Consider the following 14,277-nt stretch of genomic DNA (forward strand, 5'->3'; position numbering starts at 1 on the left):
TTCGTATTTCTTTAAATTTTCTTTTTTTTTAAAAACCTCTCCAAATTCCGATTTCGTTCGTCGCTTCGCGCCGCCCGAAATTCGTAATTTGGAGTGGGGTTTGCTGTATTTGTTTCAAATCCAAACATCGGTTTTTCGAATTTTCGGCAAACCCGAACTCCCGATAAAACCTGAAAAAACAATATCTTAAGAGCAGCTCAAGCAAAAAACGGAGTTCATATTTTTGAAAATTGAGAGAAGCCGATGTTTGTTTTTTTCTGAAATTAATTGAAAACCAAAATGAGATGTACTTATTTGAATTTCAAACGTTTACATTTTTCTTCTAATTTTTCTTTTTTTTAAAAACCTCTCCAAATTCCGATTTCGTTCGCCGCTTCGCGTCGCCCGAAATTCGTAATTTGGAGTGGGGTTTGTTGTATTTTCAAATCCAAACATCGGTTTTGAAAAAATTATCAAACCCGAATCCCCGATAAAACCCTGAAAATAAATCTGAAAGCAAGTTTGTATTTTGAACAAAAAACGGGATTCGATTTTGATTAAAATAAAAAAAGATGATGTTTCGTTTTTAAAAATAATTTGATTGAAATACGGAAAACCGTTTTCAATCGCGAGTTGATTCGTTTTCGTTTTTAAAGTTTGATAATTTCAATTGTTCCGTCGGTTTTTCCGATGACGACTTCATCGACATTCATAAAAATGCCGTGCTCGACGACGCCGGGAATTTGAGAAATTTTTGCCGCCAATTCTTGGGGGGTTTTGATTTCGCCGAAGGTGCAGTCAATCACAAAATTGCCGTTGTCGGTAATGACGGGGCCGTCTTTTTTGGCTGCCGCGCGAAGAACCGGTTCGCCGCCGAGATCTTTTAAGGATTTCGTGACGAGTTCTCTGCCGAAAGGCATGACTTCAATCGGAACGGCAACGGTTAAGATTTCCGATTTCTTGCCGGGGTCGGACACAACGACGAAACGGTCGGCGGACATGGAAACAATCTTTTCCCGCGTGTGCGCGGCACCGCCGCCTTTGATTGCAAACAAATTCGAATCAAACTGATCGGCGCCGTCAATGGCGATATCCAGTTTCGGCGTTTCGGCAAGCGATGTCAGCGGAACACCGGCCTCGATTGCAATCATTTCGGACTGATACGATGTCACAACGCCGACGATGTTCAGATTTTCTTCGCGGACGCGGCGGCCGAGTTCTTTAATTGTATAAGCGACGGTTGATCCGGTCCCGAGACCCACGGCATCGCCGTCTTTGACCAAAGACGCGGCGTAAAGGCCGGCCGCCTTCTTTTCGGGAGATTCTTTTGTCTGGTTTCTGTCTGTCATGTCTTATCCCTCCAAAAAATCAGGGGGAGAGTCTCTTTCTGTCTCTCGGGAACAAAACTGCTTCACGGATGTTGTCCAAGTTCAGCATCGTCATCACCAAACGCTCTGCGCCGACGCCGAATCCGCTGTGCGGCGGCATGCCGTAGCGGAAAGTTTTCAAATAGAATTCAAAGCCGTCCGGGTTGAGTCCTTTGGCTTCGATGCGTTCGACCAGCAAATCATGCTGATGAACACGCTGAGCGCCGGAAGAAAGCTCCATCATGCGGTGCATCATATCGAAACTCTTTGAAATTTCGGGGCGGTCCTCGTAGGGCATGGCATAAAACGGCTTGGTCTCCGTCGGCCAGTCAATAATAAAGTAGTGGGATTCGCCGGTTTTGTTAAACACATATTCGCCGAAAAGGTGTTCGGCCTGCGTTCCGATGTCGTCTCCGAATTCCATCTTGTCTTCGATTTCGGGGATTTCATTGTTGATGATGTCCAAAACCTGCTCGTAAGTGTATTTGTTGAACGGAAGTTTCGGAACGTGAAGCTCAATGCCGAGGATGTCAATACTCTTTTGGCACTTCTCGACGACTTGTTCGTAAACGTAAACAATCATGTTTTCCAAAAGCTCCATCACATCTTCGTGGTCGGCAAAACTCATTTCAATGTCAATGGATGTGGCTTCGTTGAGGTGTTTTCTTGTGTCGTGTTCTTCGGCTCTGAAAATCGGGCCGATCTCATAAACGCGGTCAAGCCCCGCGGACATCAGCATTTGCTTAAAGAGCTGCGGGCTCTGGTTGAGGAAAGCTTCGCGGTCAAAATAGTTAATCGGGAACAAATCCGTTCCGCCTTCGGTTGCGGCCGCCACAATCTTGGATGTCGTTGTTTCAACGAATTTGTTTTGTTCCAAAAAGTCGCGGATTGCCTTTTGAACAGTGTCGCGGATGATGAAAACAGCCGTCTGCTCTTCGCGGCGCAAATCCATAAAACGGTTGTCAAGGCGCGTGTCAAGTTCCGCGTCGACTTTGCCGGTCGTGTCCATCGGAAGCGGAGATCCGGCTTCGTTGACAACGGTGATGGAGTCCGGCAGAAGTTCAAAGCCGTTGGGCGCTTTGGGTTCGGCCTTAACGGTTCCGGTCACGGTCACGACGGATTCGCGGCTCATTCTTTTAACGATTTCCAAAAGTTCGGCATCGATTTTTTTCTTCACAAGCGTGACTTGGGCGCGGCCCGTTCTGTCGCGGAGGACAAGAAAAGTGATGCCGCCGAGATCTCTGATTTCGTGGACCCAGCCGGCAAGCGTCACGGTTTTGCCGTTGTCCGCATCGGGAACAATTTCTCCCGTAAAGTGTGTTCTGAGTGCTTTTAATGACATGATAATCACATTTTATGTATCGGATTAATAAAATTTAACAGAAAATTTAATAGAATTAGAATTCAGTCAAATAATGTCAATCCTATTCATCTGAGTAATATAATAACTTCGGATGAGAACGGCAATCTCATATTTTAAAATTTTTAAAAACCGGAGGGGATTTTTTTTCGATTTATTTTTTCCAAAATGGGGTGGCGATTTTAATGAACATTTCAAAAACAGGGCGGCTCGCGCGTGGCGTACAGTTTTCAGCTGTCGGCAAAATGTATAATTAATCGGGCGGTCATCGGAAAGCCGATTTCAAACAGAAACACATCCATTTCGATCAGGAATAAATTCGGCGTCGCATTGTTTTGATTTATTTGATTTTATTTCCCTTTTATATTATCTCTTGAAAATAAAACTAGCAAGCGCCACGACAATCTTATATATTAAAACGATAACTTACATCTATATGAAATTGTAATTCATTTTTTCCTTTTTCCATTTTTCGAATTATATATTCTCGGATGGGTTTGAATGTCTCGAAGTAATAACCAAAAAGATAAACCAAAAATTCTAAGCAAAAAAGTAACAATCACTTTGAGCGATGAGAGCGGTTATGCTGCTGCTGCGGTTCTCGGGAATTTTTTAATCTTTTATCAAAATTTAATTTATGAATTGGGAGAATATGTCAGCGAAGGAAAAAGCAGACAATCAGGCAGTTTCCCCGAGAATATTAAAAAAGATTTTAAATTAGAGACAACCGGTTTGAGAAAAGGAAGCGCGGAATTAGATTTGCAGATCTTGGATAATCAGCAAACAATTGATACGTTGCCTTCAATCAAAAATTTGGCAATCAACAAAGCAAACGACATTATAATTAAATTGAATAATGGGGCGGATGATGTTACAGATCTTTTAGATGACATTGAAGATACATTACGGATGAAAAAGGCGGTCAATAACATCATTGAATTCTGGCCGGATGATAATTCTGATTATACTTTTTCTATGAAAACGGAAGGTTATGATGAATTCAAGTTTAACGGGCACATGAAAAAAAATATTTCTCGAATTCAATATAGTTTAAAGGATGTCGATGAATCAGGTAAACATCAATATTTTGGCCGATTTATTCGTATCATCGGAGATCAAAAAAGGATAATGATTGATACGCTGCAAGGAAAAAGATCATTTTTGTATAAAGATCGGGATCAAAAGGATTTATTTTCTCATCTGTTTCAATTTATAGCCATTGAGGAAAATAAAAATATCATTGAAAATTTTAAACCGGATTCAACGTTTGTAATGAACGATTTTATAACTGAAACAAATTTGAAAGTGATAAAACCGATACCTTTTGAATTAAGTTTTGAAGATGATGTATACATAATGCAAAACGACATTTTTGATATTTTTTCATTCCATAAAGATTTGAAAAAAGCACGAATTGACATCGAAGAACAAATTCGTTTTTTGTGGTCTGAATACGTATCCGTTGATGAAAAAAGTTTAGCCCCCAGCGGATTGGTGTTAAGAGACTTACTTTTAAAATATGTGGGTGAGAATTATGGCTTACAAATGTCGAAAAATTGAAGGAGCTTTAACAAAAAAAGGTTTCACGGAAATTCGTGACGGGGATCATAAATATTATATTTATTACGATGAAGCCGGAAAAACTTTTGTCAAAACAAAAACCAGCCATAATAACCAAGATTATCATTCTTCATTAATTAATGCAATGTCCAAGCAATTGAAATTAAAACCGGAACAATTTGCAGGTGTTGTTGAATGCACAATTAGTAAAGACGAATTAAAGTCACTTTATGCCGGAAGTATGCCGCAGTATATCGAAGATAAGCAGAAATATTTGGATGATTAATGCGCTGCCTCTTCTTTTGCAAAACTTGCTGTTTTAAAGTAACATTTAAATGAAATCAAAAAGTAGTTAAAACAAAAAAGAGGCAATATTATGGACCTGCATCAAATCGAAGAATCCGCCGAAGAGGCATTTGACCACGCGTTACACGTCGTTAAGATGAAAAACATTCTTCTCATTTTCATTATCATATGTTTGGCTTATCTTTATTTGTTTGTGATTGAATAATTTCTCAATCCTTCCAATTCTTTTTTATTCAAAATTCTTTTTCATTCGCGGTCTGCTTTTTCATTCGACAGCCTGTTGTTTCATTCGATGGTCTGCTGCTTCATTGGCAGTCTGCTGCTTCATTCAACAGCCCGCTGTTTCATTCAACCGCTTTTTTCTCAAGCATCTTGCACGCCTGACAAACATCGTCATTGCACGGCTCACCGCAAATCTGACAGTTTTTCATATCTGAAACATCCAGCGCCTCTGCAATCAAAGGAACCATTGTATCAAAACCGCGGACTAACGAGTATTTTGTTCCGGGATGGTTGACTTCAAAGCCGTTGAGCAGCCGGCGCACTTCTTTTCGAAGTGCTCCGAACGAATGCGGGCACGCCGTTAATTCCATCGGCAGGTCATTCAAATAAGCGTAAAGCGCGATTTCTTTTTCCGGAATTTTTCGAAGCGGTTTGACACGAACGATAAATCCGTCAAGCTCGTTTGCGGCTGAAAAGCGAACCATCCGCTCCACATCGCCGCGGAAATGGTTAAGCATAATGGTTTGCGCTTCGTCGTCCAAATTGTGGCCGATCACAAGTTTCGTTGCGCCGATGTCGCGGGCGACTTTATTGAGAATCTTTTTGCGCAAAACACCGCAGTAACTGCACGGGCCGACTTCTTTCTTGTCGTCGCTGTAACGGTTTTCAGCCATTTTCTTTTCGGAGACAAGCTCGTCCATGGATTTTCCGTATTCGTCTTTGAAAGACTTGATAATATGTTCAATGCCGAGCCGCGCTGTCATTTCCCGCGTCCGCTCGATTGAAAAATTGCGGTAGCCGTCAATGCCTTCGTCAATTGTGATTGCAACAATCCGGATATCCGGCCGGCCGCCGAAAATTTTGTGCATCAAAAGAAGTGCGACAGAGCTGTCTTTGCCGCCGGAAAAAGCAACCGCGATCACATCATTTTTCTTCACGGGATAGCGCTGGCGCATCGTCAGCTTCGCTTTGCGTTCCACATCTTCAAAGAAATGTTTTTTGCACAAGTGAAGGCCGGAATACGGCTGATAAATGATTGCAGGGGTGCTGCATTTTCGGCATTTTGTTGTCATAAGTCAAACCTGTCCGTCAAAATAAAAAGGATGATGAAATGAAAAACGAAACATTTCTCATTTAAACTTTATGTTTTTGAAAATTTCGGCAGCTTGATATTTCTTTTCGTTTTTCCTCTTTTTATGTTCCCGGAAATCTTTTCAAAAACCTTTTCAGAATTCTTCTCAGAGTTCTTCTCAGAATTTTTCTCAGAATCGTTTTCAATTTTTCTTGCAAACCCTGCGGCGGGGTTTGTTTTCTGCATCCTTGCCGGCTGGCTTTTCGGTCTTTTGACCGGCATGATTCCGGGAATTCACGTCAACAACATCGCCGCCGTTTTGGCAGGCGCCGCAGGATTTCTGTATGCTTTCGGGTTTTCTCCGATTCTGCTGTCCGCCGTCATTCTCTCCTGCGCCGTCTCACACACTTTTCATAATATTATTCCCGCTATTTTTCTCGGCGCGCCCGGCGAAGAAACCGTCTTTGCGGTTCTTCCCGGCCACAAACTTCTCATCTCCGGATACGGTCTTCCCGCCGTTCGCCTTTCCGCGCTCGGGAGTGCGGCAGCCGTTCTTTTTTCCGTTCTCATGATTCTTCCGACAATTTGGTTTTTATCGATGTTTTATCCGATTTTTGAATCCTGCATGGGGTGGATTCTTCTTGCTTTATCTTTAGTTGTTCTTCTTTCCGAAAAGAAAATTCCGAAAATCTTTTTTGCGGCAATTGTTTTTTTGACCGCCGGCCTGCTGGGTTTGTTTGCTTTTGAAACCGAATCCGGTTTAGATCCGTTCCTTTTTGCATCCTCCGTTTCCGTTCTGATGCCGCTTTTAAGCGGTTTGTTCGGCGTGCCGCAGTTAATTCTCAGTTTGTTTTCAAAATCTGAAAGTTATGAAAGTTCAAAAACAGAAATGCAATTTCCGTCGAATCTGTTTCTTCAAAACGCTGCTCTCGGGACCGCCGCAGGCGCTTTCGTTTCATGGATCCCCGGCGTTTCGTCTTCGGTTGCGGCGATTCTGGCCGGTTTTTTCAAAAAGAATAAAAATGCCGGTGCCGATCAGCTCGAAAATATCCCGGCGGCTGAAGAAAATGAACTCATTCAAGCCGCCGAATACATTGTCATCGTTTCTGCAATCAATACGGCAAACGCGGTTTTCGGACTCTTGGCCTTCTTTGCAATCGGAAAATCCCGAAACGGCGCGGTCGTCTCCGTCCGCGATATTTTGGAAAACGCCGGATTTCCGCTGACGGCGGGAACCTTTTCGGGCGAAATGCTTGAATTGTTTCTTCTGTTCTATATTGTTATTATACTCAGCGCATTTCTTTCTTATTTTTCAACCATTCGCGCCGGCAAGTTTGTTCCGCGCTTGTTTCAAAAAGTCGATTATCGGAAAATTTCGGCTTTGACGCTTCTGCTTCTGTCCGTTTTAATCTTTCTGATGTGCGGAACATACGGGTTCGCTATTTTTATTGCCGCCGTTTTAATCGGATTTTTACCGGTTCTTCTGCACGTTCACAAATCGCATTTAATGGGCGTGATTCTTTTTCCCGTTATGCTTTATTTTTTGGGGCTTCGGTAATTCGTTTGATTGAATCGATTTGATTGATTGGATTGATTGGATTGATTGGATTGATTTGATTGATTTGACTGATTGAATCGGACTTTGATGCAGGAAGGGGTTTTGGGAAATTTCGGGGTTTTTTTAAGAGCGCTGAAAAAAAAGACTGACAGAAACGGTTAAATCATGAAATAACATTCTTTAATCTAAATTGTTTTCAAAACCGTTTGTCGTTGAGCAATTCGCAGTGCATCACTTTTTTTAACAGTTTATCCGTGGTCGCTGCTGCTTAACATTTGTACAAGCGAAATGTAAAAAGAAAGTGATTCTATGCAATTTTGTCCGAAATGTAAAAGCATGATGATGCCGTCCGGCGGCGAATATAAATGTAAGAAATGCGGGTGCACATCCGCAATGAATGATTCATCCGAGATGACTTTCAAGGCCGATATTCAGGAACGTGAAGTCGTTGTTTTGGAAGGCGACATCGAAGAAGGGCTCCCGACAACAGATGCGACATGTCCCGAATGCAAAAACAGAGTCGCGTACTGGTGGCTCCGCCAGCTCAGATCGGCCGACGAATCCGAAACCCGTTTCTTCAAATGTACAAAATGCGCTTACACATGGCGTGAATACGATTAAATAATCTTAAATAATTCGTTACTTCGAGTTAATCCTTGCAAGTTTAAATGTTTGCATTTTTGAGGAATATTAAATATTTATATCTGTAAATTGTTATAACAGTAAAAATCTGACAAATCGACTTACATGTCCTTACATGTCATCTGCGTCAATCTTTTTACATCTTAATTATTTGCATAATTTAATTATTCAACGAACACAAAAGTGATTCCTATGCTTAAAGCTTCAATCGATATTGATCTTCTCAGAGATTCCGTGACGGCGCTTAACGTCATCGTCAGTGAGGTCCGCTTAAAAATTCAGCCGGACGGCATTTCAGTCAAAGCCGTGGACGCCGCAAACGTTGCGATGGTCATTTTTGACTTAAAAGCCGGTGCCTTTGAAAGCTATCAGGCGGATGAAACAGAAGTCGGCCTTGATCTTGTCAAGCTCAACGATATCCTCGGAATTGTCGAGAAAAAGACATTGGTTGACTTGGAACTTGACATGGCCGCACAAAAGCTTCATTTGAATTTCGGCGGTTTGTCCTACACTTTATCCTTGCTTGACCCGTCCACCATCCGCTCCGAACCCCGCGTTCCGCAGCTGGACCTTCCCGCCCGCGTCGTTTTAAACGGCCAGGACTTAAAGCGCGCCGTCAAAGCCGCGGAAAAAGTCAGCGACCACATGACGCTCGGCGTAACCGGTGACATCTTCTTCATGGAAGCCAAAGGCGACACCGACCAAGTCCGTTTGGAAATGGGAACCGATCAGTTAATCGACTTAAAATCCGGCGAAGCCAACTCTTTATTCTCCTTGGACTACCTTCTTGACATCATCAAGTCGGCCGGCAAGGCAAACGAAGTCACGCTTTCCATCGGATGCGACTTCCCGATCTTAATCGAATTCGATATTGCGCCGAATACCTGTCATGTGACATTCCTTTTGGCTCCGAGAATCGAATCCGACTGATTTTCATTTTTTATTTCCTTTTTTCCGAAAGCCGAAAAATCAAACGGCTTTCATTTTTTATTTTACCGTTCTGTTTCTACAATCAATGCCAATTTTTGTTCCGGCCCGTTGTTTCTATTAATATTTCTGCTCTTTGTCTCCGCTCTTTACCTCTGTTAATTTATTTTCGCTATTTTTCTTTTACTGTTTTCTTCAAATTAATGCTTGAAACAAAACTTATCCTTTTTATTTTTTTAATTGTCGTCCGGATTGCAAAATCTCGGCCGGCAAATCAATCCGCTAATCCTGCCAAATTTGTTGATTCTGTCTAATTGTTGATTCTGTCTAATTGTTGATTCTGTCAAATTTGTTGGTTCTGTCAAATTTGTTGATTCTGTCAAATTTGTTGATTCTGTCAAATTGTTGGTTCTGTCAAATTTGTTGATTCTGTCAAATTTGTTGATTCTGTCAAATTTGTTGATTCTGTCAAATTTGTTGATTCTGTCAAATTTGTTGATTCTGTCAAATTCGTTAACCAAATCATATTCAAAGAATCGGGTGAATAATTTAACAGAGTATGCTTTATCATTGCGGTCTCCAATCTGTTCAATTTATTTGATATTTTTCATTTAATTTTTGGTGTTTTATCATCTCGCAAATGTAAATAAAATCAATTCTTTTTTCTCTTATTTCAAATTTTTAAAATCATTTGAAATATTTGATTCAAGGGTTCTTTTTTTTTGACTGCATATCTTGTATTTATCATGATTAATTACGTTTTCCTTCAGGGCGAATTTCGCAATGTCTTCTGTTTGTCTTTTATTCGTAATCCAGGCAAGTCTGTTTTTAACCCGCTCTTTTCACGGTTCTCGGCCTGTTCTTTAAAATAAAATTCGGGCGGCTGTTTTATCAAAAAATTCGATTCGTGATTCAAATTCGAAAATCATATATCACCATTACAAATTCTATTAGTTTTGTTCAAATTACAACGTCTTTGTAATTATATATCATTCAGGAATCTTATTGGATATTGGTTCTTTTTCCTTCGTGAAAAAAAGTCTAAATGGTTTAGGCTATATATATTCCGATTCATTTTAGGTATTTGTACAATCATTTTTTCTTGGATTTTTCAAATTGTATGGTGGGGGATGCATCTGATTTTGTATCTTTTGGAAAAAATCCGGCAAATTTGGAAATAATTCTGAAAAAATCATCAAAAATTTTGAAGAAATTAATACTAACGGAGGTAAGTTTAATGGGTAAACAAGATATTTTAGATGAATTAAAACAAGCAATGGTCACCTGTAAAGCGGATGTGATTATGGCGGCAACAAAGAAAGCAGTCGATGAAGGCATTTCCGGTATCGAAATTATCGACGGTCTCGCAGACGGTATGACCGAAGTCGGTGACCAGTTCGAACGAGGAAAAGTTTTTCTTCCCCATGTCATGATGGCCGCAAACGGGATGCAGGCTGCTGTTGACACGCTCGACATGGGCGAATCCGGCACAGCCGTCAAAAAAATCATCATCAACGCAACCGTTGAAGGCGATGTTCACGACATCGGCAAATCCATTGTTTCGACAATGCTCCAGTCCGCAGGTTTTGAAGTCCATGACCTCGGCAGGGATGTTCCGGTCGGCAAAATCATTGAAGCCATTAAGGAATACAACGCCGACATGGTCGGATTGTCTGCTTTAATGACGACAACGCTCAACGGGCAGAAAGACGTTATCGAGCTTCTCAAAGCCAACGGCATGAGAGACAATATCAAAGTCATGGTCGGGGGGGCACCGGCAACAACGGCATGGGCTGAAAAAATCGGCGCGGACTGTTACGCTGAAAACGCAACAGAAGCGGTTGACGAAGCGAAAAGACTTCTTTTGTAATTTTTAAAATTGAATACCTCAAGGTGGTTAAAATGGCAGCAGAATACTATTTAAGAATGGGTGACGGCAAGCGCGTTTCAATGTCTAAAGAAACGATCAAAGAAGAAGCGATTGCCGGCGCCGGAAACGCGGTCGATTACGGTTCGGTTCCTGAACTTTCTGACGACGAAATCGACAAGATTGTTGAAATCTGTACAATGCCCGGCAAATCCGTTTCCGTTGAATATGGCATGGAAGTTCCGATGTCTCATGATATCAGTACCATTCGCCTTGACGGTGACCAGGGCAACAGCGGTGTCGGCATTCCGTCCAGCCGTCTTGTCGGTATGATGATGCACGAACGCGCCTTCGGCGCCGACACAATGGAACTCGGTCACATCGACTACAGTTACAAACCTGTCAAGCCCATCGTTTCCAACGAATGCCAAATGATGGAAGTCGCTCAGCAGAACATGATTGTTCCGCTGTTCTACGGTGCCATGCCGAACATGGGTCTCTACTACACGCCTGACGGTCCGTTCGAGAACCCCGGAGACTTGCTTAAAGCTTTCAAACTCGACGAAGCCTTCGCTTCCATGGAACACTCCGCAGAACACTTGACCCGCGACATTATCTGGATCATGCAAAAATTAATGGCATCCGGTGCAGACGGTGTCAACTTGGACACAACAGGTGCTGCAGGCGACGCCGATGCATACGGCACTCTTAACGCCGTGAAAGCACTCCGCGAAGAATTCCCCGACATGTACATCGAAGTCGGCAGCGCCGGCGAAAGCTGGATCGGTATGCACGGCATGCTCGAATTCGAAGGCACGGTTCTTGCAGGTCTTTGGCCGCATCAGCAGGTCGAACTTGCAGCCAAGGCAGGCGCCAGCATTTTCGGCCCGGCCGTGAACACAAACACAAGCAAGACATTCCCGTGGAATCTTGCCCGTGCGGTCACATTCACAAAAGAATGCTGCAAAGTTTCCAAGATCCCGATTCATGCCGATATGGGTATGGGCGTCGGCGGCATTCCGATGCTTGAAACACCTCCGATTGACTCTGTCACACGCGCAAGCAAAGCAATTGTTGAGATGGCAGGCGTCGACGGCATTTAGATCGGTGTCGGTGACCCGCTCGGTATGCCGATTTCACATATCATGGCATCCGGTATGACCGGTATTCGCGCAGGCGGCGACCTTGTCGCACGTATGCAGCTTTCCAAGAGCATGAGAATCAAGGAGGCCAAAGAATATGTCGCCAAGAAAGTCGGTGTTGATGTCTTCGATTTAGCGGACGAATACGCAATGAGAGATGTCAGAGAAGAACTCGGCATCGGTGTCGTGACATCCGTTCCGGGCGCGCCCAAAGGCATCGCTGCTAAGATGAACATCGAAAAAGTTCTGGACACTCAAATTAATTGCTGTGATTTCTTCAGAAATCAACTGAAGCAGTAATTATTGAAATGGTATTGAATGATTTTCGGATTTGAAAAAAAAGTTGTTTGAATTGTGTGGCTTGAACAATTTCTCAAATCCGTATCAATTCTTCCGAAAAATTGTCATTTGGAGAACGGTTATAGAAAAAATTCATCCTGTGTTTCGTTAAAAACAGAATCTGTAAAACCAAAATCTGTAAAACCAAAATCTGTGAAAACAGATTCCTTGGAAAGCAGGTTTCTTAGAAAACAAGTTTCTTGGAAAGCAGGTTCCTTAGAAAACAGATTCCTTGAAGAAATCCAAGAGCAAAAACGGACCGGATTTTCGGTATTTTTGATTTGAACACGCGTCAATTTGTGTGTTTTAACATATGCTTAATAACGTTTTATAGAGGTTAAAATTATGGCAAAGTGTAATGCATTCGCAGCTACAGAATCACTCAACGGTATTGGGTTTGAACTTTTTACTCAAGATGAGTTAAAAGCCATCCACCACGCAACAATGGAAGTTCTCACCGATGTCGGTATTCAGGTTTCCGACGAAGAGGCCAGAGCTGTTTTTAAAGAAAACGGCTGTCTCGTTGATGAAAAAACTCAAGTTGTCAAAATCCCCGAATTTCTTGTCAGAAGAGCGCTTCAGACAGCTCCTTCCAGATTCACGCTTTGGGGCAGAAACAAAAAATACAACACCGTTCAGGAATGCGGCGGCAAAGTCCACTGGACTTGCTTCGGTACCGGCGTTAAGATGACAAACTATGTCTCACCCGGCAAATACGAAACTGTCGACTCCGTTGAGCAGGACATCGCCGACATCGCAAAACTTTGCGACTGGGCGGAAAACATTGACTACTTCTCCCTCCCTGTTTCCGCAAGAGACTGGGCCGGCAAAGGCGCACAGGACGTTCACGAAGTTTTCACGCCTTTGGTCAGCACGGAAAAACACTACAATGACATTGACCCCGTCGGCGAAAACGTCGAAATTTACTGGGAAATTCTCAAAGCCTGGTACGGCGGCGACGAACAAGAAGCCATGAGAAAACCCTTGATGTCCATGTTGGTCTGCCCGACCAGCCCGCTCGAACTCAGCGGTCAGGCTTGCCAAGTGATTATGAAAGGCGCGAGATACAACATCCCGATCAATGTCCTTTCCATGGCCATGTCCGGCGGTTCCGCACCGGTTTACCTTGCAGGCACGCTCGTGACCCACAACGCGGAAGTTCTCGCAGGCATCGTTCTCGCACAGATTACCTGCCCGGGCGCACCCGTCTACTACGGCAGCTCCACCACCACATTCGACTTGAAGATGGGAACGGCACCTGTCGGCTCCCCCGAACTCGGCCTTATCAGCGCGGGTGTCTCCAAGCTCGCTAAATTCTACGGCCTTCCGGCATATGTCGCAGGCGCATAGACTGACGCAAAAGTCCCTGACGGACAAGCAGGCCACGAGAAAACAATTACGACATTATATGCGGCGCTTGCAGGCTCCAACACCATTTACGGCGCAGGTATGCTCGAGCTCGGTATGACTTTCTCGATGGAACAGCTCGTTATCGACAACGACATTATTGCAATGGTCAAAAAATCCATGGAAGGCATTCCGGTTACGGAAGAAACCCTCGGTGTCGACCAGATCAAAAAAGTCGGTATCGGCAACAACTTCCTTGCGCTTAAGAAGACAAGAGAACTCGTTGACCTCCCGTCCTCTCCGAAACTCTTTGACAGAAGAATGTTCGGCGACTGGGAAGCAGCAGGCGCAAAAGACGCGGCTGACAGAGCACATGATGTTGTCGTCGATGTCATGAAGAATTATGAAGTCCCCCCGATTGACAAAGACATCTACGCGGCAATGAAAGCAATCGTTGACAAAGCAGATAAAGAATACAAAATCTGAATTTTAAAAATTTTAGGCAATATAAATACGAAATAAACTAAAATTTAGACAATATAAAACTAAAATTTAGCAAGTAATACTAAAATTTAGACAATATAAATAC

10 protein-coding genes and 2 pseudogenes are annotated in these 14,277 nt (G+C 43.0%); 9 read left to right on the plus strand and 3 right to left on the minus strand.

The features are described 5' to 3' along the window. Nucleotides 1–629: 629 nt before the first annotated feature. Together rpiA and aspS are read right to left on the minus strand one after the other, a co-directional pair. A complete protein-coding gene (rpiA, locus tag MmiAt1_RS04150) occupies nt 630–1,328 on the minus strand; it encodes a ribose-5-phosphate isomerase RpiA (protein ID WP_318785642.1) in 699 nt (232 codons plus the stop codon). A 19-nt stretch (nt 1,329–1,347) separates the two neighbouring features. Beyond that, entirely contained in the window at nt 1,348–2,688 is a 1,341-nt protein-coding gene (aspS, locus tag MmiAt1_RS04155; RefSeq protein ID WP_318785643.1) for an aspartate--tRNA(Asn) ligase, read from the minus strand. 519 nt (nt 2,689–3,207) lie between these two features. Between aspS and MmiAt1_RS04160 the strand changes: the two genes are divergently transcribed. The 3 genes from MmiAt1_RS04160 to MmiAt1_RS04170 all read left to right on the plus strand — a co-directional run bounded on the left by MmiAt1_RS04160 (nt 3,208) and on the right by MmiAt1_RS04170 (nt 4,777). Further along, entirely contained in the window at nt 3,208–4,266 is a 1,059-nt protein-coding gene (locus MmiAt1_RS04160) for a hypothetical protein (RefSeq protein WP_318785644.1), read from the plus strand. Then, complete coding sequence (locus MmiAt1_RS04165) at nt 4,241–4,552, plus strand: hypothetical protein (protein WP_318785645.1); 312 nt, start codon at nt 4,241–4,243, stop codon at nt 4,550–4,552. The genes MmiAt1_RS04160 and MmiAt1_RS04165 overlap by 26 nt, the downstream gene beginning before the upstream one ends. 90 nt (nt 4,553–4,642) lie before the next feature. Continuing rightward, nucleotides 4,643–4,777 carry a hypothetical protein gene (locus tag MmiAt1_RS04170; protein ID WP_318785646.1) on the plus strand — a complete coding sequence of 45 codons (135 nt, stop codon included), beginning with the start codon at nt 4,643–4,645 and terminating at the stop codon, nt 4,775–4,777. A 139-nt stretch (nt 4,778–4,916) separates the two neighbouring features. Here MmiAt1_RS04170 and MmiAt1_RS04175 read toward each other — a convergent pair whose 3' ends face one another. Beyond that, complete coding sequence (locus tag MmiAt1_RS04175) at nt 4,917–5,867, minus strand: TIGR00269 family protein (RefSeq protein ID WP_318785647.1); 951 nt, start codon at nt 5,865–5,867, stop codon at nt 4,917–4,919. A 123-nt stretch (nt 5,868–5,990) separates the two neighbouring features. Between MmiAt1_RS04175 and MmiAt1_RS04180 the strand changes: the two genes are divergently transcribed. The 6 genes and pseudogenes from MmiAt1_RS04180 to mttB all read left to right on the plus strand — a co-directional run bounded on the left by MmiAt1_RS04180 (nt 5,991) and on the right by mttB (nt 14,174). Further along, a complete protein-coding gene (locus MmiAt1_RS04180) occupies nt 5,991–7,424 on the plus strand; it encodes a tripartite tricarboxylate transporter permease (RefSeq protein ID WP_318785648.1) in 1,434 nt (477 codons plus the stop codon). 309 nt (nt 7,425–7,733) lie between these two features. Next, on the plus strand, nt 7,734–8,045 hold the full coding sequence (locus tag MmiAt1_RS04185) for a transcription factor S (RefSeq protein ID WP_318785649.1): 312 nt from the start codon (nt 7,734–7,736) through the stop codon (nt 8,043–8,045). A gap of 213 nt (nt 8,046–8,258) precedes the next feature. Next, nucleotides 8,259–8,996: a DNA polymerase sliding clamp gene (locus MmiAt1_RS04190; RefSeq protein ID WP_318785650.1), complete on the plus strand. Its 738-nt coding sequence runs from the start codon at nt 8,259–8,261 to the stop codon at nt 8,994–8,996. Between the two features lie 1,234 nt (nt 8,997–10,230). Further along, nucleotides 10,231–10,863 carry a B12-binding domain-containing protein gene (locus MmiAt1_RS04195; RefSeq protein WP_318785651.1) on the plus strand — a complete coding sequence of 211 codons (633 nt, stop codon included), beginning with the start codon at nt 10,231–10,233 and terminating at the stop codon, nt 10,861–10,863. Between the two features lie 32 nt (nt 10,864–10,895). Beyond that, nucleotides 10,896–12,302 (plus strand): annotated as a pseudogene (mtbB, locus tag MmiAt1_RS04200) ([dimethylamine--corrinoid protein] Co-methyltransferase). A 384-nt stretch (nt 12,303–12,686) separates the two neighbouring features. Beyond that, nucleotides 12,687–14,174: pseudogene (gene mttB, locus MmiAt1_RS04205) on the plus strand ([trimethylamine--corrinoid protein] Co-methyltransferase). Nucleotides 14,175–14,277 lie beyond the last annotated feature (103 nt).

This window comes from Methanimicrococcus hacksteinii (genome assembly GCF_032714515.1).
In the GTDB taxonomy this organism is placed as follows: Archaea; Halobacteriota; Methanosarcinia; order Methanosarcinales; family Methanosarcinaceae; genus Methanimicrococcus; species Methanimicrococcus hacksteinii.